18 protein-coding genes and 1 pseudogene are annotated in these 20,558 nt (G+C 64.1%); 12 read left to right on the top strand and 7 right to left on the bottom strand.

Annotated elements, in window-relative coordinates; all coding sequences use genetic code 11:
• Positions 1-73: 73 nt before the first annotated feature.
• A complete protein-coding gene (locus AC3WRR_RS12285) occupies positions 74-1,321 on the top strand; it encodes a hypothetical protein (RefSeq protein ID WP_037024008.1) in 1,248 nt (415 codons plus the stop codon).
• Between the two features lie 238 nt (positions 1,322-1,559).
• Here the strand turns inward: AC3WRR_RS12285 and AC3WRR_RS12280 are convergent.
• From AC3WRR_RS12280 to AC3WRR_RS12265, 4 genes and pseudogenes are all read right to left on the bottom strand, one after another.
• Positions 1,560-1,655: pseudogene (locus AC3WRR_RS12280) on the bottom strand (IS5/IS1182 family transposase); the annotation flags it as partial.
• A gap of 6 nt (positions 1,656-1,661) precedes the next feature.
• Complete coding sequence (locus AC3WRR_RS12275; protein ID WP_010809748.1) at positions 1,662-2,222, bottom strand: cysteine peptidase family C39 domain-containing protein; 561 nt, start codon at positions 2,220-2,222, stop codon at positions 1,662-1,664.
• 350 nt (positions 2,223-2,572) lie between these two features.
• A complete protein-coding gene (locus tag AC3WRR_RS12270) occupies positions 2,573-3,481 on the bottom strand; it encodes a DMT family transporter (RefSeq protein WP_492297117.1) in 909 nt (302 codons plus the stop codon).
• 183 nt (positions 3,482-3,664) lie between these two features.
• Positions 3,665-4,984: an MFS transporter gene (locus tag AC3WRR_RS12265; protein ID WP_011616960.1), complete on the bottom strand. Its 1,320-nt coding sequence runs from the start codon at positions 4,982-4,984 to the stop codon at positions 3,665-3,667.
• A 177-nt stretch (positions 4,985-5,161) separates the two neighbouring features.
• On the opposite strand from AC3WRR_RS12265, the gene cyoA reads away from it, so the two are divergent.
• The 9 genes from cyoA (at position 5,162) to AC3WRR_RS12220 (ending at position 15,237) form a co-directional block, all read left to right on the top strand.
• Complete coding sequence (cyoA, locus tag AC3WRR_RS12260; protein ID WP_011616961.1) at positions 5,162-6,211, top strand: ubiquinol oxidase subunit II; 1,050 nt, start codon at positions 5,162-5,164, stop codon at positions 6,209-6,211.
• Between the two features lie 81 nt (positions 6,212-6,292).
• A complete protein-coding gene (cyoB, locus tag AC3WRR_RS12255; protein ID WP_011616962.1) occupies positions 6,293-8,296 on the top strand; it encodes a cytochrome o ubiquinol oxidase subunit I in 2,004 nt (667 codons plus the stop codon).
• Positions 8,289-8,945, top strand: a complete 657-nt coding sequence (gene cyoC / locus AC3WRR_RS12250) for a cytochrome o ubiquinol oxidase subunit III (RefSeq protein ID WP_010809753.1) — start codon at positions 8,289-8,291, stop codon at positions 8,943-8,945. Before cyoB ends, cyoC begins: the two co-directional genes overlap by 8 nt.
• Positions 8,942-9,367, top strand: a complete 426-nt coding sequence (cyoD, locus tag AC3WRR_RS12245; RefSeq protein WP_010809754.1) for a cytochrome o ubiquinol oxidase subunit IV — start codon at positions 8,942-8,944, stop codon at positions 9,365-9,367. Before cyoC ends, cyoD begins: the two co-directional genes overlap by 4 nt.
• Before the next feature lie 59 nt (positions 9,368-9,426).
• A complete protein-coding gene (locus AC3WRR_RS12240) occupies positions 9,427-10,413 on the top strand; it encodes a hypothetical protein (protein WP_011616963.1) in 987 nt (328 codons plus the stop codon).
• A gap of 174 nt (positions 10,414-10,587) precedes the next feature.
• Entirely contained in the window at positions 10,588-11,580 is a 993-nt protein-coding gene (locus AC3WRR_RS12235) for a Bug family tripartite tricarboxylate transporter substrate binding protein (protein ID WP_010809756.1), read from the top strand.
• Between the two features lie 290 nt (positions 11,581-11,870).
• Positions 11,871-12,851 carry a quinone oxidoreductase family protein gene (locus AC3WRR_RS12230; RefSeq protein ID WP_492297115.1) on the top strand — a complete coding sequence of 327 codons (981 nt, stop codon included), beginning with the start codon at positions 11,871-11,873 and terminating at the stop codon, positions 12,849-12,851.
• A 69-nt stretch (positions 12,852-12,920) separates the two neighbouring features.
• A complete protein-coding gene (locus tag AC3WRR_RS12225; protein ID WP_492297113.1) occupies positions 12,921-13,982 on the top strand; it encodes a beta-keto acid cleavage family enzyme in 1,062 nt (353 codons plus the stop codon).
• Between the two features lie 259 nt (positions 13,983-14,241).
• Positions 14,242-15,237, top strand: coding sequence for a Bug family tripartite tricarboxylate transporter substrate binding protein (locus AC3WRR_RS12220; protein WP_492297111.1), 996 nt, complete (start codon positions 14,242-14,244; stop codon positions 15,235-15,237).
• Positions 15,238-15,315: 78 nt separating this feature from the next.
• On the opposite strand, the gene AC3WRR_RS12215 is transcribed toward AC3WRR_RS12220, so the two are convergent.
• On the bottom strand, positions 15,316-16,227 hold the full coding sequence (locus AC3WRR_RS12215; RefSeq protein WP_010809760.1) for a TauD/TfdA dioxygenase family protein: 912 nt from the start codon (positions 16,225-16,227) through the stop codon (positions 15,316-15,318).
• Between the two features lie 128 nt (positions 16,228-16,355).
• Here AC3WRR_RS12215 and AC3WRR_RS12210 point away from each other — a divergent pair, with 128 nt between their 5' ends.
• Both AC3WRR_RS12210 and AC3WRR_RS12205 read left to right on the top strand, forming a co-directional pair.
• Positions 16,356-17,381 carry an AraC family transcriptional regulator gene (locus tag AC3WRR_RS12210; RefSeq protein ID WP_439669912.1) on the top strand — a complete coding sequence of 342 codons (1,026 nt, stop codon included), beginning with the start codon at positions 16,356-16,358 and terminating at the stop codon, positions 17,379-17,381.
• A 77-nt stretch (positions 17,382-17,458) separates the two neighbouring features.
• The gene (locus AC3WRR_RS12205) at positions 17,459-18,334 is read left to right on the top strand and encodes a GntR family transcriptional regulator (protein ID WP_231881498.1); all 876 of its coding nucleotides are present in this window, start codon (positions 17,459-17,461) and stop codon (positions 18,332-18,334) included.
• Positions 18,335-18,371: 37 nt separating this feature from the next.
• Here the strand turns inward: AC3WRR_RS12205 and AC3WRR_RS12200 are convergent, their stop codons facing one another.
• A complete protein-coding gene (locus tag AC3WRR_RS12200) occupies positions 18,372-18,704 on the bottom strand; it encodes a hypothetical protein (protein WP_011616968.1) in 333 nt (110 codons plus the stop codon).
• A 114-nt stretch (positions 18,705-18,818) separates the two neighbouring features.
• Positions 18,819-20,363: a methyl-accepting chemotaxis protein gene (locus AC3WRR_RS12195; RefSeq protein ID WP_492297108.1), complete on the bottom strand. Its 1,545-nt coding sequence runs from the start codon at positions 20,361-20,363 to the stop codon at positions 18,819-18,821.
• Between the last annotated feature and the right edge of the window lie 195 nt (positions 20,364-20,558).

The following is a 20,558-nucleotide window of genomic DNA, read 5'->3' as shown; positions in this document are numbered from 1 at the left end:
TTGACCTCATCGTTGGCGCTTGCCAAGGCTGACGAATTCTATGTGCTCAAAAGCCAGGGAAAGGGGTCCATCCATGAAACGCATCCATTTGAAACTTGTGGCTTTGCCGCTCGCCTGTCTGGTCATCACGGCCGCCGGTTGCGGGGGAGGCGGGGGGGGCGAATCGACGCCTGCCAGCGCCGCCGCCACAGCCCCAGGCACGGGAACGTCAGCGCCAGCGTCACCCACGACGCCAACAACGCCCGCAACGCAGACCGCCGCCAGCAGCAGCGCCATGCTGTCGGGTACCACTGATCCCGGGCCCGAGATCGGCAAGGACGGGGACTTCTACCTGAATACCGTGACCTGGATGCTGTTCGGGCCCAAGGCAAACGGCACGTGGCCGGCAGGGGTTTCGGTGGCGGGTACCGGCAATACCGGAGCGGCCGGGAACACCATCCTGTCCGGCTCGGTCGATCCGACCGACAGCGTCGGCAACAATGGCGACTACTACATCAATACCTCCACCTCGACCCTGTTCGGGCCCAAGGCAAACGGCACGTGGCCGCCGGGCGTCCAGATGGGTGGCGGCACCGGGTCGGGCACCGGTGGCGGCGTCGTCCTGACGGGCGCGGGGGCACCAGCCAACAGCGTTGGCAACAATGGCGACTACTACCTCGACACCGATACCTGGACGCTGTACGGGCCCAAGGCCAATGACGTGTGGCCGGCAGGGGTCTCGCTGGTCACCCAGCCGGGCGGCAGCGGCGGCACCGGCGGCACCGGTGGCGGCACTGCAGGCAATGGCGGTCACATCCTGTACGGCAGCGGTGCGCCGACCGACGACATCGGCGTCGATGGCGACTTCTATTTCGACACCACGACCTCGACGCTGTACGGTCCCAAGGCGGGCGGCAAGTGGCCAACTTCGGGCGTGAGCATGGGGACAGGCACCGTCTACAACGGCAACTTCAACGTGCCAGCCACGCTCAGCCGCGGCAACTATGCCATGACCGGCGCCGGCGGGGCGGTTCCCTTGCCTTCGGACTTCGGCGTCGTGATCCCCTACGATTGCAGCCGTGTCACGCTCACTGCCACCACACTCGGCAAGGTGCAGGGAACGCTGGACATTTCGGTGCACACGGTGACAGGGGCTGGCGCTTCAGCGACCATCACGCCGGTCAGGGACCTGAGCTGCAAGATCAGCAATGGCCAGCAGAGCTGCAGCCAGGAGGTGCCGTCCGGAACCGTCAACCGCAACGACAAGCTGCAGGTACAGGTCGACACCAACCAGGCCACCGATTGGGGAGGCCTCACCGTCAAGCTTGCCTGCGTCATCTAAGCCGGTTGGACGGGGGCGCGCGTCTGTGCCGGGGAGGGCAGACCGGCGCCTGAGCGGAGGCAGGGCAAATTGCCCTGCCTCCTTTTCATTTCCCCAAGGCGCCTGGCATGGTGAACGACTGCGTGCAGCGCGTTCGGCTTGACCTATTGCATACCGGGACAGTGCGGAGCGCGGATGACCCCGGCCGGGTTGACCGAGGATGTCGGCCACCGCTACGAGATGCGGTTTCCGCTCAACGTGACCTGTCGGTGGGGACCTGGCAGAGCAGTTCGGGCAACACGTCGGCATCGCCGACGCCCTGATGCGTCATCGGAGCCGCGCCTGTCTGGCCGGACAATGACTAGCCACCAGCGCGGACCACATCCTCAGCCGGCAGCCTGCCCCGCAGGCATAGTGCCCTGAGCGTCGAGGCAAGCAGCCGCTCCCAACGGCGCCGCCATGATGGCCGCATCGCGTCGCCGGGCCACGGGCACGGCTGTGCCGGCTCCGTATCGGCTGACACGGCCGCTTGCAGCGTTGGCTGCGCGAAGACGGCGTGCCCGCTGTACTGGGTCAGCAGTTCCTCGCGGCTGACTTCCTGCACCCCACCGCCCCAGCCTGGCAGGGCGACGAGAAACCGTCCGTGCTCGCAGCGCTGCAGCAGTACGCACGGCCTGTTCTTGTCCAGCAACAGCATGGCCGGTATCGAGGTATCCGGGATATCGTCGAGGTCGTGCTCCGCCAGCCGGGTCGACAAGCCGGCGCGCGCCGCCGCAGTGCAGAGCAGCGGCAACGTCAGGGCCTGCCCGTCCAGCGGCAGCCCTTCCAGCAGGACCGCTGAAGGCACCGTCCGTTGCAGGGCCCGGTTCAGCAACAGCAGGCAGCCCAGCAACGGATCGTCCGCAGCCGTGAGCCGGCTCATTGCGGCAGGAGGCTCCCGGCGGCCAGCAATGAAATGCAGGTCGGAAGTGCCGGGATGCACCGTGGGCCTTATCCTGGGTTGCTGTGTGCGCCGCGATGGCGCTGATTCAGCTTCGATGTCTCTTGCTGGCGCCTCGCATCGTGCAAGGTCAGCCGACGCGTATCGCCCGCGCGGATTCCGTTCACCCATGATTCCCCCCCGGTTTCAGTGGTGTGAGCTCTACTGCGAGGGTAGTGCACCAGGTTGCGCGAGCCCATCGTGCAAACAGGTTAGTGCAGCCGCAGCGAGACTGATTCAGGATTGAAACGCCCGGGGCATGCCTGTTCCCTGGTGTGGACCGGCCGGCCCCCTCAACGCCGCTGCGCCAGCCAGATTCCCGCCGCGATCGCGGCCAGCCCCACCGCGTGGTACCAGCGGGGCCAGTCGCCCAGCAGCAGCGTGGACAGCAGCGCCGCGAATACCGGCGTCAGGGTGATAAAGAACACCGGCAACTGAGCGCCCGCGCGGGCGATGGCGCGGTCCCAGGCAAAGTAGGCGAGCAGCGAGGGAATGGTTGCTACATAGAGCAGGATGGCCGCGACCTTGCCGCTCCATTGCAGCGGCTGGTCCAGCGTCATCAGCTCCCATGCCGTCACGGGAGCGCTTGCCAGTACGCCGGTGACGATCTGCGCGAACAGCAGCACGGGCAGGGGCACGGCGGGCCGCTGTTTGCGCAGCAGCCAGGTATAGCCGCTCCAGGCGATGGTGGCGGCCAGCATGAACAGGTCGCCGGCAACCAGGTCCAGCTGGGCGAGCCGGCCCAGTTCGCCGCGTACCAGGACGAAGGTCACGCCGACCATGCACAGCAGTGCCCCGGTGACATGCCATGGCTTCACCCGTTCGCGAAAACAGATCGCGCCGATCACGATCAGAAACAGCGGCGTGGATGCGCCGATCAGCGTCACGTTGATCGGGGTCGAGGTGGTCAGCGCCAGGTACTGCAGGGCGTTATAGCTGGCGATCGAAAGCACGCCCAGGGCGGTGATCATGCCGGCGTGCCGGCGCAGTGCCGCGCGGTGCTCGATCACGCCGCGCCAGGCAAAGGGTGCCAGCAGCAGCCCTGCCAGCACCCAGCGCACAGAGTTCAAGGTGATGGGTGGCACCGTGCCGGCGGCCAGGCGGCCGACGATGGCATTGCCGGCCCAGCTCAGTGGCGGGAAGGTAAGCAGGAACAGCGTTGTCCAGTCGATGCGTCCAGTGGTGTTGCTGCTTGCGGGCATGGGGAGGGAAGTGCTTGCAAATAGCGCATTATCCGCCATATGCGGCGCCGGGGCGCCAGGCGCCAAGGGTCAGGCAGCCGGGCAGGGGCCAGCAAGCAAGGAAGCGCAAGAGGAAATCGGGCGGCGAATCAGCCCGCCCGTCGCAGGGGAATCGTCATGGCCTTGCGCAGGCCATGACCGCAGTCACATGTCAGGCGTCCCGAGCGCCCGGCTGATGCGCAAGGCGGCCAGCGTGCCGATCACGCCAGACAGCAGGTAGAGGCTGACCGCCGCGAGGCCGAACAGCGAAGACAGGCCCAGCGCCACCAGCGGCGCAAAGGCGGCGCCGAACAGCCAGCCGAAGTCCGTGGTCAGCGCGGCTCCGGTGTAGCGGAAGCGGCGTTCGAAGTTCGACGTCACCACGCCCGCAGCCTGTCCGTACGACAGGCCCAGCAAGCCGAAGCCGACCAGGATGAAGATGTCCTGGCCGGTCGCGCCGCCACCGAGCAGCCACGGCGTTGCCAGGCTGAAGATGCCGATCAGCACGGCCATTGCCGACAGCGTGGTGCGCCGGCCGACGCGGTCCGCGATCCAGCCGGAAAGCAGCGTGCCGATGAACGCGATGAAGCCGCCCACGATCTGCACGGCCAGCACGTCGGAGATGCTCTGCGAGCGGTGCAGGATCACCCAGGACAGCGGGAACACCGTGACAAGGTGGAACAGCGCATAGCTGGCCAGCGCAGCAAAGGCCCCCAGGAAGATGTTGAAGCCTTGCGCGTTCACCATCTGCAAGGTGCTGATCGGCTCCAGCTCGTCTTCTTCGAGCAGTTGCGTGTACTCATGGGTCACCACCAGGCGCAGCCGTGCAAACAGTGCCACGACGTTGATGGCGAAGGCCACGTAGAACGGATAGCGCCAGCCCCACTCGATGAATTCAGGCGGGGTCAGGCTGGCATGCAGGAACAGGTACAGCGAACTGGCGACGATAAACCCGGTGGGTGCGCCGAGCTGGCCCACCATCGCATACCAGCCGCGCTTGTCCTCCGGCGTGTTGAGCGCCAGCAGCGACGGCAGCCCGTCCCACGACCCGCCGAACGCAATGCCCTGAAGGAAGCGGAACAGCGCCAGCAGGTAGATCGACGCGGCCCCGATCGAGGCGTACGACGGCAGGAACGCAATCCCCACCGTGGCCGTGCCGAGCAGGAACAGCGACGCCGTCAGCTTGATGCCGCGGCCCCAGCGCCGCTGGATGCGCATGAACAGCGCGGTGCCGAACGGGCGTCCGATAAACGCAAACGAGAAGATCGTGAAACTGAAGAGCAACCCCGCCAGCTCGCTCGCAAACGGGAAGTAGACCGCCGGGAAGACAAGCACGGAGGCGATGCCGTACACGAAGAAGTCAAAGTACTCCGAGGCCCGTCCGATCACCACCCCGGTGGCGATCTCGGCGGGTGCCACCTGGTGGTGGCCGGGCGCCGGAGGTGCAGTCGGCGATGCGCGATGCTGGTGGGTGAGGCTGGCCATCGTCAAGTCTCCTTCTGGCAGGAGTGCGTCGATACTGCACATGGAGCCGACCCCATTCCGATGAAATTGGCTCTTAAGTCTCGCACTGACAAGAATAGCGCCTAAACTGCCATAGAAAAACGAAAGGTGAGTTCGCCGGCAGTTTGCCGATATTCCTCAGACGCCACTTCCGAGACTATGGGCCGCTTCGACTCTGTAGTGCCGCCAAGACGTGTGCAGGGAAGACTACTGCTGCGATGTGCCGCCGCAGTCATGCTGGCGTGCCTGGCCGGTTGTAACGCGGTGCTGCTTGCGCCATCCGGCGACATGGCCCTGCGCCAGCGCGACCTGATCATCATTGCCACCTGCCTGATGTTGCTGATCATCGTTCCGGTGATCATCCTCACGCTGCTGTTTGCGTGGCGCTATCGGGAAAGTGCGACCGATGCGCCCTACAACCCCGACTGGGACCATTCCACTGTGCTCGAGCTGGCGATCTGGGCCGCGCCGCTGCTGATCATCATCGCGCTGGGCGCCGTGACCTGGGTCAGCACCCACCAGCTCGATCCGTACCGGCCGCTGACGCGGATCGACGCAGGCCGGCCGGTCCCGGCAGACGTGAAGCCGCTGACGGTGGAGGTGGTGGCGATGGACTGGAAGTGGCTGTTCCTGTATCCCGAGCAGGGCATCGCCACCGTCAACGAGCTGGCGGCGCCGGTCGACCGGCCCATCGCTTTCCGCATCACCGCCACCTCGGTGATGAACGCATTCTTCGTCCCGTCGCTGGCGGGCATGGTCTACGCCATGCCCGGCATGGAAACCAAGCTGCATGCCGTGATCAACAAGTCCGGCGTGTATGAAGGCTTCTCGGCCAACTACAGCGGCGCGGGCTTCTCCCACATGCGCTTCAAGTTCCATGGGCTGTCCAACCAGGACTTCGAGAGCTGGATCCAGCAGGTCAAGTCGTCGGGCCAGGGCCTGTCCACGGATACGTACCTCAAGCTCGCGCAGCCCAGCGAGCGCGACGCGGTGCAACGCTATGCCAGCGTGGCGCCAGGCCTCTACGACCTGATCCTGAACCGTTGCGTGGGCGGCGGGCGGTGCATGGCAGACACCATGGCGCTTGACCGCAGCCGCGGCAAATTCGACCCGTTCGCCGGCATCTGCACGGCGCGCAACACCGCGGCCACAGCGCCCGTGTTCGCGTCGGAGTCCGCGCGCAATGACGGCCGGGTGCTGCTGCAGTAGGGTGCGGATCCGGATCTTCCCTTGCGGTACTGGCCAGCCCCATCGGCCATGGTTGGTTAATTCAGGCCCCAGGTGACAAACATGCCCGAGCGCTCGGAACTCGCCAATTTGATCTTCGGCCGGCTTTCGTGGGAGGCCCTCCCGCTGCACGATCCCATCCTGCTCGGCACCTTCATCGTGGTGGTGATCGGTGGGGGCGCAATCGTCGCGGCGCTCACCTACTATCGCCTCTGGGGCTACCTGTGGCGGGAATGGTTCACCAGCATCGACCACAAGAAGATCGGCATCATGTATGTGATCCTGGGCATCGTGATGCTGCTGCGGGGTTTTGCCGACGCGATCATGATGCGCATCCAGCAGGCCATCGCGTTCGGCGACAACCTTGGCTACCTGCCGCCGCACCACTACGACCAGATCTTTACCGCGCACGGCGTGATCATGATCTTCTTCGTCGCCATGCCGCTGGTCACGGGGTTGATGAACTTCGTCATGCCGCTGCAGATCGGCGCGCGCGACGTGGCCTTCCCGTTCCTGAACAACTTCAGCTTCTGGATGACCACGGGCGGTGCCATCCTGGTCATGATGTCGCTGTTCGTGGGCGAGTTCGCGCGCACCGGCTGGCTGGCCTATCCGCCCTTGTCCGGCATCATCCACAGCCCTGACGTCGGCGTCGACTATTACATATGGGCGCTGCAGGTGGCCGGGGTAGGGACCTTGCTATCCGGCATCAACCTGCTGGTGACCATCGTCAAGATGCGGGCGCCCGGCATGACGCTGATGCGCATGCCGATCTTCACCTGGACCGCGCTGTGCACCAACGTGCTGATCATTGCCGCGTTCCCGGTGCTGACCGCGGCGCTGGCGCTGCTTGCGCTCGACCGCTACGTCGGCACCAACTTCTTCACCACCGAGCTGGGCGGCAGCGCCATGATGTACGTGAACCTGATCTGGATATGGGGCCATCCGGAGGTGTACATCCTTGTGCTTCCGGTGTTCGGGGTGTTCTCGGAAGTGGTCGCCACGTTCTGCCGCAAGCGCCTGTTCGGGTACGCGTCGATGGTCTACGCCACGGTAGTGATCACCGTGCTGTCGTACCTGGTCTGGTTGCACCATTTCTTCACGATGGGATCGGGCGCCAGCGTCAATTCGTTCTTCGGCATCACCACCATGATCATATCGATCCCGACCGGTGCCAAGATCTTCAACTGGCTGTTCACGATGTACCACGGCAAGATCCGCTTCGAGCCCCCCATGCTCTGGACCATCGGCTTCATGGTCACGTTCGTGATCGGCGGCATGACCGGCGTGCTGCTGGCGGTGCCGCCGGCTGACTTCTCCTTGCACAACAGCCTGTTCCTGATCGCGCATTTCCACAACGTGATCATCGGCGGCGTGCTGTTCGGCCTGATGGCAGGCATTACTTACTGGTTCCCGAAGGCATTCGGCTATCGCCTGGTCTCGTCCTGGGGCAAGGCATCGTTCTGGTTCTGGCTGGTCGGCTTCTACTTTGCGTTCATGCCGCTGTACTGGCTGGGGCTGCATGGCGTGACCCGGCGCATGAGCCATTTCGAGGACGCGACGCACCAGGTCTGGTTCCAGCTGGCTGCGTTCGGCGCCTTGCTGATCGCCATCGGCATTGCCTGCTTCCTGGTCCAGCTGGTGGTCAGCTTCATCCACCGCGAGGAGCTTCGGGACCTGACTGGCGATCCGTGGAACGGCCGCACGCTCGAATGGTCGACTTCATCCCCGCCGCCGCAGTACAACTTTGCCTTTACGCCGGTAGTGCACGACACCGACGCCTGGTGGCACATGAAGCAGAATGGCTACGCGCGGCCGCAGCAGGGCTTTATTCCGATCCATATGCCGAAGAACACCGCGGCCGGCATCGTGCTCGCGGGGTTCTCCACGCTCTGCGGTTTCGCGTTGATCTGGCACATCTGGTGGCTGGCGGCAGCATCGTTCGCGGCGACGATCATCGGCGCGATCATCCATACGTTCAACTACCAGCGCGACTATTACCTCCCGGCCGACCTGGTGGTCCAGACCGAAGCGGCGCGCACACAACGGATGGCTGGCCATGGCTGACACGACCTTTCCCAACCATGTGAGCGGCACCGGCACCGCGGACGCGGCCCCGCCGGGAGGCTACCAGTTCTACCTGCCCGAGGACCATCACCCGCAGAACGGGACGCTGCTGGGGTTCTGGCTTTACCTGATGAGCGACTGCCTGATATTCGCTTGCCTGTTCGCCGCGTATGGCGTGCTGGGCCGGGAGTATGCGGGGGGACCGAGCGGGGCAGAGCTGTTCGAGCTGCCGCTGGTGGCACTGAACACCTCGTTCCTGCTGTTGTCTTCGATTACCTACGGCTTTGCCATGCTGCAGATGCAGCAGAACCGCATCGCCGGAACCCAGATCTGGCTGGCCATCACGGGGGTCTTCGGCGCGGGGTTCCTGGCGGTCGAGCTTTATGAGTTCGCGCACCTGATCAATGAGGGCGCAGGGCCGCAGCGCAGTGCGTTCCTGACCTCGTTCTTCGCACTGGTCGGAACCCACGGGCTGCATGTCACGTGCGGCATCATCTGGCTGGTCGTGCTGATGACCCAGGTGGCGCAGCACGGGCTGATCACGGCCAACAAGCGCAGGCTGATGTGCCTGTCGATGTTCTGGCACTTTCTTGACGTCGTCTGGATCGGCGTCTTTACCTTCGTCTACCTGATGGGAGCGTTGCCATGAGCGCGCACGACGAAACGCTGGACAGCCACGGACACAGCCACGGGCATGACGAGGACGTGGGGCCGCATGCCACGCTGGGCGGCTACCTGACGGGCTTCGTGCTGTCTGTCTTCCTGACCGCGATCCCGTTCTGGCTGGTGATGGGAAAGGTGTTCGACAAGTCGTCCACCACCGCCATCGTTATCCTGCTGATCGGGGCCGTGCAGATCGTGGTGCACATGATCTACTTCCTGCACATGAACGCGCGGTCGGAGGGCGGCTGGAACATGCTGTCGCTGATGTTCACGCTGGTGCTGGTGGTGATCACGCTGACGGGTTCGCTCTGGGTGATGTTCCACCTGAACAGCAACATGATGCCGACCATGCAGCATGAGCGCACCACCGACGCCGGCACTGCGATCGTGCCGCCCAGGACCAAGTAGGAACAGGTCCACGCAGGCGGGAATCGGATCCCGCCTCATTCCCGTTCACGGAGCCTGGCATGCGCGCAACGCGCCTTGTCGCGACCCTGTGCCTGGCGCTGCTTTCCGTGCCGGCTTGCGCGCAGCGGCTGGCCGTGGAGGTCGAGAACTTCAGCACGCCAGGCCCATGCGCGGAAGAAGACAATGTCTCGTTCGCGCTGTCCGCCGCCGCGGTTGGCAGGTTCCGCATCCAGGCATTGCATCCGCCCTACGTCAACGCCATCCGCATTGACAGCTCCGCGCCGGATTTCTCCGGGTGCAACTTCGGCAAGACGCCTCACCCGACTGATCCCCGCCATGTCTTTGTGCCGCGCACGGTCACCCTTTACGACGGCAGGGACATTGCCATTGTCGGGATCACGTTCGCAAGCTTCTGGCGGCCACATCGGGTGCCGGTCACGGTAGCGGGCAGGGCCGATGCCGGTTTTCACCTGATCCAGGTGTTCCGGAAATCCGGGCGGACCCGTACCGAGGTCCTGGTGCTCTATCCCGCCGATGGCTACTGGCGGGCGAAACCGTTGCCGGCCCGCCACCTGGGTGTCAATGCCTATGGCTCTTCGTTCCTGCTGGGGCCGATAGAGCAGGAAGGGCGCCCGGTGGTCAACATCGCTCGGATAGAAATCGAGCCGCAGCCCTTGGCTTTCACGCTGCATTTCACTGGCGGAGGCCAGGCAACGGTCGCGATCACTGAAATCAGCGACATGCGTACTGCGCTCGATGTCCGGTTCCTGCCGGCCTATGACGCCAAGCGCGCGTTCGCGATGCTGCGCTCCATGTATGTTGCCGACGACAACGCAGACGCGAGCGAGGTCACCTGGACGACCGGGCCGGCTGGTGAGGCCATCAGGAAGCCGGTGATGGCAGTTACTTCAATGCAGGCAACCGCGGTGCGATTCGGCCGTACCGTCCGGTCGCGCCACAACACCAGCGCCCCCGATTTTTTGTTCGATGCCTTCGAGGCGCCCGCGACGGAGGGCACGGCGCCAACGGGCAAGAAGCCGGGCTGAATCGATCCCCGGCAACCTCGCGACCCAGCCAAATATATTCATGTCGACAATAAAAATTGCGACTGCTATGATTTGCGCACGATAGCCTGAGCCGGTAGCAATCGCTGGCCGCCCAATGGTGGGGCTGGCAGCACTTTTCAGGCTGGGGAATAGTCGAGAGAACTGGGGACGACAATGTCATCACTGAAGAAGCTGCTCGCCATCACATTGTGCGCAGAGGCAATCATTGCCCTGTGCGCGCCAGGGCCGCTGCAGGCACAGGAAGCCTGGCCCGCACGCCCGATTCAAATGATCGTTCCGTCGTCTCCCGGCTCGGGAACCGACGCGCTGGCGCGGGCCATGGCGCAGCGCCTTTCCGAATCGCTGAAGCAGGCCGTGGTCGTGGAGAACCGGCCGGGCGGCAGCGGGGTGATCGGAACCAATGCCGTTCTCAAGGCGGCGCCGGACGGCTACACGATTCTCTACACAACGGCATCCAACATGGTGGTTGCGCCTGCCGTCATGAAGTCCATATCCCAGGAGGCAAGAAAGGGCCTCATGCCGATCGCGCAGACAGCCGCGGGTGGGGTGTTGCTGCTGGTGAGCCCGGACCTGCCGGTGCACGACTTGCCAGGACTCATCGAGCTGGTGAAGGCGAATCCGGACAAGTACAGCTATGGCAGCTGGGCCACCGGCTCGTCCGCGCACTTGACCATGGAATGGCTGAAGAAGCAGACCGGCATGAAGACCGAGCACGTCGCATATCGGACAACAAGTCAACTGCTCACCGAGCTTTCCTCAGGGGTGCTGAAGATCGGCTGGACCGATCCCAGCGTCGCGGTTCCGTTCCTGCGTTCCGGGAAGGTGCGTGGCATTGCCATCGTCGGCAACGTGCGCTCGCCACAGCTTGCCGACGTCAAGACCATGAGTGAACAGGGCTACAAGTTCAACACGGTGGGATGGTTCGGCATGTTCGCCCCGGCCGGAACCAGTCCGGCGATCGTGAAGCGGCTGTCCGATGAGGCCAACAAGGTGCAGGCATTGCCGGAGATCGCGGCGCTGATGAAGAAACTGAACTTCGAGCCGCCGCCGGTAAAGACCTCCGCGCAGCTGGGCGAGATCGTCCGCAGCGATCTGCAAGTCTGGTCGAAGATCGCTAGCGACGCAGGGATCAGGGTCGACGAATAGGGGCTGGCGCCCCGTCATTGCGGCCTGCCCAGCGGCCCACTGCCCGCCATGATGGCAGCCGGCCGTCAACGATCCAGTGCGCCTGCACCAGCGAATCCTTGTCATAAGAAGGAAAGTTCAAGGCGTGCCAGGTAAAGCGGAACGTTGCCCCCTGCCAGATGATTCGATCGTCGCGAAACACACCCAGACATCAACCCATCCACTGCATCCCCAAACCGGTTTGTCCTTCGGCGAGCTCAACCGCCGATCCGCAGGTGAACGGTCATATTCGATAGAGAACAGGAGACGGCATGGCGAAAATCGTTAAGTTCTATGAAACCGGCGGACCCGACGTCCTTCGTCTTGAGGACGGCAGCGTTGGTGAGCCCGGAGCGGGGGAGGTCCGCGTCCGCCACGTGGCGGCAGGCCTGAACTTCGCCGATACCTACTTCCGCAGCGGCACGTACAAGGTGCCGCTGCCCAGCGGCGTCGGCAACGAGGCCGCTGGCGTGATTGAGGCTGTCGGTGCCGGCGTCACCCATCTGGCGGTCGGCGACCGTGTGACCTACACCGGATTTACCAACACGCTGGGCGCCTACAGCACGGAGCGGCTGATCTCTGCCTGTCCGCTGATCAGGCTGCCGCAGGCAATCAGTTGCGAAGTCGCGGCGGCCATGACCATGCGCGGTTTGTCGGCGGCCTACCTGATGCGCCGGATCTACCCCTTCAAGGCGGGCGACTCCATCCTGCTGCATGCCGCGGCAGGTGGTGTTGGCCTGATCGTTGCGCAGTGGGCCAAATTGTTGGGGCTGACGGTGATCGGCACGGTTTCGACCGATGCCAAGGCCGAAGTGGCGCGCGCCCACGGCTGTGACCACACCATCAACTACAGCCATGAGGACGTGGCCAGGCGTGTGCGGGAACTGACCGACGGCGTGGGCGTGAACGTGGTCTTCGACAGCGTGGGCAAGGACACCTTCATGTCCTCGCTGGACTCCCTCAGGCGCCGCGGCCTGCTGGTGTGCGTGGGTTTCGCCTCCGGCCCGGTAACCGGGTTCGATCCGGCAATCCTGGCCCGCAAGGGCTCGGCATTCCTGACGCGCCCGGGCCTGGCCGACTATATCGCCGATCCTGCCGAGAAGGCGGAACTGGTCGGCGAGCTGTTCGGCCACGTGGCGGCTGGCCGCATCCGCATCGGGATCAATCAGCGCTATGCCCTGGAGGATGCCGTGCAGGCACACCGGGACCTGGAGTCGCGGAAGACCACCGGCTCGTCCATTTTCGTGATTTGACGGCACGAAGCAGCTGTCTCATCCATCGACCTTCTCAAGATTCACATCTCAACCCGGAGATCCACCAACATGAACTTCCTTGACGGCCACCTGTATCCCGAGAACCAGCAGCCTCTGATCATCACCGCCGCTCCCTATGCGCCGGGCTGGATCCCGTCAGACTTCCCGGAAGATATCCCGGTCACCATGGCGGACCAGATCCAGAAGGCGGTGGATTGCTATGAAGCCGGTGCGAGAGTGCTGCATCTGCACGTGCGCGAAGAGGACGGCAAGGGCAGCAAGCGCCTGTCCAAGTTCAATGAGCTGATCGCCGGCGTGCGCAAGGCCTGTCCTGAAATGGTCATCCAGGTGGGCGGCTCCATCAGCTTCGCGCCTGAAGAGGGCCAAGGCGCCAAATGGCTTAGCGATGACACGCGGCATATGCTGGCCGAACTCGATCCTAAGCCCGACCAGGTGACGGTGACCGTCAACACCTCGCAGATGAATGTGACGGAGCATGCCGGTGTGGATGATTTCAAGGGACTGTCGCGAGGGTTCGCGCACCTCTACGATACCTACAAGGACATGGTCGTGCCCTCGAATCCCAGCTGGTTCGAGGAGCACGTTCGGCGTCTGACAGCCGCCGGGATTCAGAGTGAGTTTCAGTGCTACAACATCAACAGCTTTGAAACGATTGAGCGGATGATTCGCCGCGGCGTCTACAAGGGCCCGCTGGTGATGAACTGGGTGGCTATCAGCGGCGGCATGGATCAGGCGAACATCTACAACCTGGCAAACATCCTGCGCGCTGTGCCGGACGGAGCCGTGGTAACGGTGGAGAGTTCGGTGTTGAATGTGCTTCCCATCAACATGATCGGCATGGCCTTGGGCCTGCATGTGCGGTGTGGCATCGAGGACGTGCTCTGGAACCAGACCCGCACGGGAAAGATGAGCACCGTCGAGCAGATCAAGCAACTGGTGCGTATCGCCGGCGAATTTGGTCGCCCCATCGCGACGGCGCAGCAGACCCGCGAGATCTTGCAGCTTGGGGTCTTCTACGACACGCTGGAAGAGACGCTTCAGAAGAATGGCTTCGCACCCAATCGTAACGGTGGCCACCAGGGCTTCCTGCGCAAGGCCGAATGCATGTAAAGAGCCCTTGGGGGAACTGACGGCCCGGCATCCCGGACCCAACATGTGATGGCGAAGGCGGGACCCGCGACGGTGTGGGTCCCGCTCTTTTGCCTTGCTGCCGTGGACCCTGCAGACCTCAATTGCCGTGTGGCCGATACCGCGAGCAGGGTTTTCCCTCTGTTTGCGCGAATCGACAACAACTTGGCGTGCTTGGTCAAGCCGGTTGACGCGTGGCGATCCGAGAATTGAGAAAAGACGGCAATCAAGAGGTACAGACATGAGGAAGCGAACCAATAACCTATGGTGGCGCGGATACGCCCTGGCGATCGGAGTCGGTGTCGTCGGTGGGGTGCCCGTGGCTCACGCCCAGGAGGATTGGCCAAGCAAGCCGATCCGCCTGGTGGTGGCGGGGCCTGCCGGCGGCAGCGCCGACGCCCTGGCGCGGCTGCTGGCGGAAGGCCTGCAGAAGGCGTGGAGCAAGCCGGTGATCGTGGAAAACAAGCCTGGTGCCGCCGGCGCGCTGGCGATCAGCGATTTGCAGGCCACCGGCAAGGATGGCCATACCTTTCTGGTCATCCAGGGCGGTGTCGTCAGCGAAGCGCCGTTGGCCTACAAGGTCCATTACAAGCCCTTTGCCGACCTGAAGCCCCTGGCCCAGGTCAGCCGCACGGGGTTGGTGCTGGTTGCCAACAAGGATGTGCCGGTCTCTAACCTCAAGCAGTTGGTGGACTACGGCAAATCGCAGAAGGACAGCCTGGTTTTCGCTTCCTACGCTGCGGGACTGAGGGGCCACACCTCGGGCATACTGCTCGGGCAACTCACCCACGTGCCAATGCGGCATGTTGGCTACAAGGGCTCTCCTCCGGCATTGAACGACCTGATGGGCGGCCATGTGCCGCTGATGTTCGATGGGGTGACTACCTCAATGCCGCTGATCAAGGCGGGGAAGATCAGAGCGATTGCCGTGGCCTATCCGACCCGGATTGCCGGATTGGCGGATGTGCCGACGTTCAAGGAGCTCGGTTACCCGCAGCTGGCGCAAGCGGGCTGGTTCGCCGTGTGGTCGCGCCCGGATGTCGCTCCGGCGGTCCAGCAAAAAATCCGCGAGGCGACGCTGGCGTATTTCAAGCAGCCCGCAGTGCAGAACCGCGTCAAGGATATGGGCATGGAGCAGGGGAATGCCGCCACCTCGGAAGAGATGATGGCGGACCTGAAGCAGGCATACCAGCAACAGGCCGCGCTGCTGAAGTCCATCAACTACCAGCCGGAATAATACGGCAGTCACCCGGCCGCGCAACTGGGCTGGGTGGTGACTACCGTTGCGGCATGCCCGACCGGTCGTGTCGATCTTTCAGTAAGGCGCGTCACCGATAATTGCGGTGCGCTCCATCTTCCGGTGGCACGGGGGGTAATCCATCACTGCGTAGTGCTGGGTCGAACGGTTGTCCCAGAACGCAACACTGTTTTTCTTCCAGCGAAAACGCACCTGGTACTCGGGGATGGTGGCCTGGCTGACCAGGTAGCTAAGCAGATTTGCGGCACCCGGCGCCTTGTCGATGCCGAAGCGCACATTGGCCGGCACGTTGTAGTTGGTGAAGTGCGTGGTAAAGCTTCCATTGACGAACAGCACTTTCTCTCCGGTTTCGGGATGGGTGCGCACCACCGGGTGCTCGGCGTCCGGGTACTGGGCCTTCAGCGCAAGACGCTTTTCGATCGGCATGGCGGCACCGAAGCTCGCCTCGATGCCGTGGCGCGCGCGCAATGTGGCGATCTTCGTCTTGATATCCTCGGGCAACTGGTTGTAGGCCTCGACCATGTTGACCCACATGGTGTCGCCGCCCACGGGTGGGCACTCGATACAGCGCAGCACGCAGCCTAGCGGTGGCTTCTCGCGCCAGGTGGCATCGGTATGCCAGGAATTCTCGTTGCGGTCGGGAGGACTGTCCGGGGTTTTGTAGATCTGGACCAGCCCCGGGTAATCGGGATGGCTGCCCACCACCGGATGGTCCTCCAGCTCGCCGAAGCGGCGCGCAAAAGCTACGTGCTGCGCGCGCGTGATGTCCTGGTCGCGGAAGAACAGCACGCGATGTCTGAGGAGCAGGGCGCGGATTTCAGCCATCAGCTGCTCGTCTTCGGCAGCCGCGCCGAGGTTGACGTTGCTGAGCTCAGCACCGATCGTGCAGGTGACTGGCTCGACCTGGATCGAATTGCCCAGAGAGGTTGCGCGGACCACTGCGGGTGCCGCTTTGAGGCGTTGGATCATGAAGGTTGTCTCCGATTTTTCGAACAGGCCGATCGATTCCTGCGAGTCTGGATCCAGCGGGTTTCTCCCGCTTGACACTACATGACCGGGATTTATCATTCCATGTCAATGTTCCACTCTGCTCGCTAATGTCGTCACTTGTCCGCGCTGCGGCCCTCACCAACTACAGCGAGGTCGCCCGAGCCGCCGGACTGGACCCGGTGCGGATGCTCCTTGACGCGGGTTTGAGTCCGGGCGTGCTGCGCGAGCCGGACCTCATGATTCCGGTTGAGCGTGTCGGACGACTGCTGCAGGCGTCGGCAACCATGTCAGGCAACGAGAGTTTCGGACTGTGCATGGCCGAGTCGCGCCTGTTGTCCAATCTTGGGGCCGTAGGATTGCTGATCCGCGACCAGGCGACGCTGCGCGACTCGCTTCGCATGCTGATGCGCTATCAGGCGTTGCTCAACGGTGCGCTGTCGCTGGCGGTAGAGGAGTGCGGCGAACTGGTCATTATTCGCGAGGCGGTCATCGCTGGCAGCGCACATCAGCCCACGCGCCAAAGGGTTGAACTGGCGCTGGGGGTAATGGTGCGGCTGATACGCCAGCTTCTCAAGCCCGACTGGGAGCCGCGGCGCGTATGCTTCGAGCACCCGGCGCCGCGCGACCTTGGTACGCACCAACGGTTTTTTGGCCCTTGCGTCGAGTTCGACTATGACTTCAACTGCATCATCTGCGCGAAGGCCGATCTCGATGCACGCAACCCGTCTGCCGATCCGGCCATGGCGCGCTACGCGCAGCAGCTGATCGACGCGTCTGTCATGTCGCAGCACGCGACCATGCTAGAAGACGTGCGGCGCATTGTCCTGCTGCTGTTGCCCAGCGGACGTTGCAGCATCGAGCAAGTGGCGGACCATCTGGGCGTGGTGTGCCGCACGGTCCAGCGCCGGCTGGCGGAAGAGGGACAAAGCTTCTCGTCGATCGTCAACGACATCCGCACGGAGCTTGCCGCGCGTCATGTCATCGAGAGCGATCGTCCGTTGACCGAGGTGGCGACCCTGCTCGGGTTTTCCGCGCCGAGCGGATTCTCGCGCTGGTATCACGCGCAATTTGGTTGCAGCCCCAAGGAGAGCCGGTCCACGCGCGGCACAGTGCGCCGAAAGACCACTGCTTAGCCTGCACCGACCGTGATGCCACCCTCGGCCATCCGCCCGATACGCCACGTAAGGTAAGATCTTGGGCGCTGCGAGCGGTGCAGCGCCGATCGAGGGCAACACCCGACCGGTTCCCCAATAATCGGAAGGACTTACCCCTCATGGGCAGACTCAAGACTACCAACACGCCAGAACTGCAGTCGCTGCTCGCGCCGCAAACACCGCAGAATCCGGTCACGCTGGCGGTCGAGCAGGCGCTTATGCATGGACGCGACTGGTCGGCATCCGTCGCCGACCAGATTGCGGTGCGGCTGGCGGGACTGATTACGATCGACGTGATCCACGCAGGCCAACGCCTGCTTGAGAAAGACATCAGCGAGGTCCTGGAGGTCAGCCGCGCTCCTGTGCGCGAGGCCTTGCGCATCCTGGAGCGGGAGCGGCTGGTCGAGTTCCGCGCGCGGCGCGGCGCCATTGTCACCGAGCCCAATGCCCAGGACCTGCGGGATATCTACGTGGTGCGGGACGCACTGTTTGCGATTCTGCTCAGGCAGTTGATGGAAGAACGCGCGGACGCGCTTGATGCGTTATTCGAGCAATTCATGCCGCGGCTCGGCAAGGCCGTCGAGGAATCGGTGGACGCCTATATCAGCGTGACCTTCCTGGCGAACATGGCCATGGCAGACCTGTCGAGCAACCGGCTGGTCGGGGAGCTGCTGAATTCCATCTCGCTGCGGGTCCTGCGCTATGTGCGGCTGGGGCTCGCATCCCGTCCCGGGTCGCTGGAGAATTCCTTCAAGACCTGGCGTGCCCTGCAGCGCGCCGTGACCAGGCGGGACATCGATGCGGTCCTGGAGACCGCGCACAAGCGCATCGGAAACTCCCGCGAAGCCGCCATCCGTGCCCTGGCATCCGGCGTCCGGAAAGGCAAGGCCGGCCCTGCCGGCAACGACGCTGTGCCAGCCGGCGCTTTCTGAGTCCGCGCGGGCGGGACTGCCCGCTTAGGCTCTCCGGTCAGGGGACCCGCGCCCGGCTGGCGAATGCATTCCACTCCCGGAAGACCGTGTCCAGGCACGATGCCGAATCGCAGCGGTCCCGCTTCTTGCGGAATGCTGCAATGTCGGCGTCGGTGATTGCCCGCGCCTTGAGCAGGCGCTGCTGGTCGGCATAGATGCGCTGGTAGCCCATGGAAAACAGCGCGGATTCGCAGATCAGGCGCTGCGCCTGCGTAGCGTTGGCGGCGGTGGCGGACGGATCGCAGTCGATGTCGGTGGCATGCGCGGTGCTCAGGAACATGAGGCTTGCGGATGCCAGGGTGTGGAGGGCGATGCGGACAATGCGGGTCATGACGGGTTGGGGGCAGGGCTGACGCTCGGCGCAAAGGTGCCGTGTCAGGCGAATAGTAGCGCGCCCCGATAGCGGGCCGACAGGTCCACTGCATGCCGGCCCGCTTCGCCGCGCTTAGCGGAACACGCTGACCGCCTCCACCAGCCGTGTTGCCTGCTGCTTCAGGCTTTCGGCCGCAGCCGCGCTTTGCTCGACCAGCGCGGCGTTCTGCTGGGTGATGTTGTCAAGGTCGCTGACCGCGCCCCCTACCTGGGATATTCCGCTGCTTTGCTCGGTGGTGGCGGCGCTGATCTCGGCGATCAGGTCGGATACGCGCTTGACCTGCGAGACGATGTCGTCCATGGTCTTGCCGGCTTCGTCGACCAGCTTGGCGCCGGACGCGACGTTGTGGACGCTGACATCGATCAGTCCCTTGATTTCCTTGGCGGCATTGGCGCTGCGCTGCGCCAGGCTGCGCACCTCGCCGGCCACTACGGCAAAGCCGCGGCCCTGTTCGCCGGCGCGGGCGGCTTCCACCGCCGCATTGAGCGCCAGGATATTGGTCTGGAAGGCAATGCCATCGATCACGCCGATGATATCGGCGATGCGCCTGGAGCTCTCGGTGATCTCGTTCATGGTGTTGACGACCTCCGACACCGCCTGCCCGCCGCGCTCCGCGGCGACGCTGGCGGAGCCGGACAGCTTGTTGGCTTGCGCTGCGGTCTCCGCGTTGCTCTGCACCGTGGAGGTCATCTGCGCCATCGACGCGGAGGTTTCCTGCACGCTGGACGCCGCCTGTTCGGTGCGCGCGCTCAGGTCGATATTGCCGCGCGCGATTTCATTGCTGGCGGTCTGGACATTGACGACCTGGCCGCTGACGTCGTCGATCAGCCAGCGGAACATCAGGCCGAGCTGGCTGATCGTGCGCAGCGTCATGCCGATCTCGTCGACCCGGTTCATGTGCACGGCCTTCTGGCTTTCGCCGGACGCCACGCGCAGCGCCTGCTGCAGGACCTGTTCCAGCGGGGTGGTGATCTGCCGTTGCAGCCACCAGGATGCCAGCAACGTGGCAAGCGCCATGACCCCTGCAAAGCCTGGTAGTGCCATGCCGGAAAGGCCCATGCCCCAGGCGCCGATGATACTGACGGGGAGCAGGGCGGCCAGCGCCAGCCGCACGCGCCAGCGTACCGGCATGGTCTGGAACAGCGAGGTAAAGGCCATCAGGCCCGTGCGCACGATCAGTCCCTTGTGGAATTTCCGGCTGCCGGCCTGGCCCTCGCGGAAATCGCGATACAGCTTTTCCGCTGCCGCTATCTCCTCGCGTGTTGCCTTGGTGCGCACCGACATGTAGCCGGCGGGCCGGCCGTTGCGCACCACGGGCGTGGCATTGGCGCGGACCCAGTAATGGTCGCCGTTCTTGCGGCGGTTCTTGACCAGCGCGGTCCATGGCTCTCCGCCCTTGAGGGTGGCCCACATGTCGGCAAAGGCTTCGGCGGGCATGTCGGGATGGCGCACCAGGTTGTGCGGCTGCCCCTGGATTTCTTCCCGCGTGAATCCGCTGACCTCGACAAACGCGGCGTTGGCGTAGGTGATGTAGCTCTGCGTGTCGGTGGTCGACATCAGCGTGGCGTTGTCCGGGAAATCAAACTCGCGCTGGGTGACGGGCTGGTTGTCGCGCACGGCATTCCTCCTCATTCTCGATGGGCAGGGGGCGCATGCCTTGTTTGCTTTGCATGGATTCCGGCGCGCCACGGCTGCCGGACCGCGCCCCCTTCTCCCCGCCATGTCGGCCGCAATTCCCTGGCGCTGATCCCCTCTTCCGTAGGGGAGGGGTTGAATACACTCAAACGAGTGAGGGCGACACCGTGGCGCAGG

It is taken from the genome of Cupriavidus sp. FW305-3-2-15-C-LB2 (genome assembly GCF_058787575.1).
Note: the sequence above shows the minus strand (reverse complement) of the source record. Positions and strands in the feature narration are given on the sequence as shown.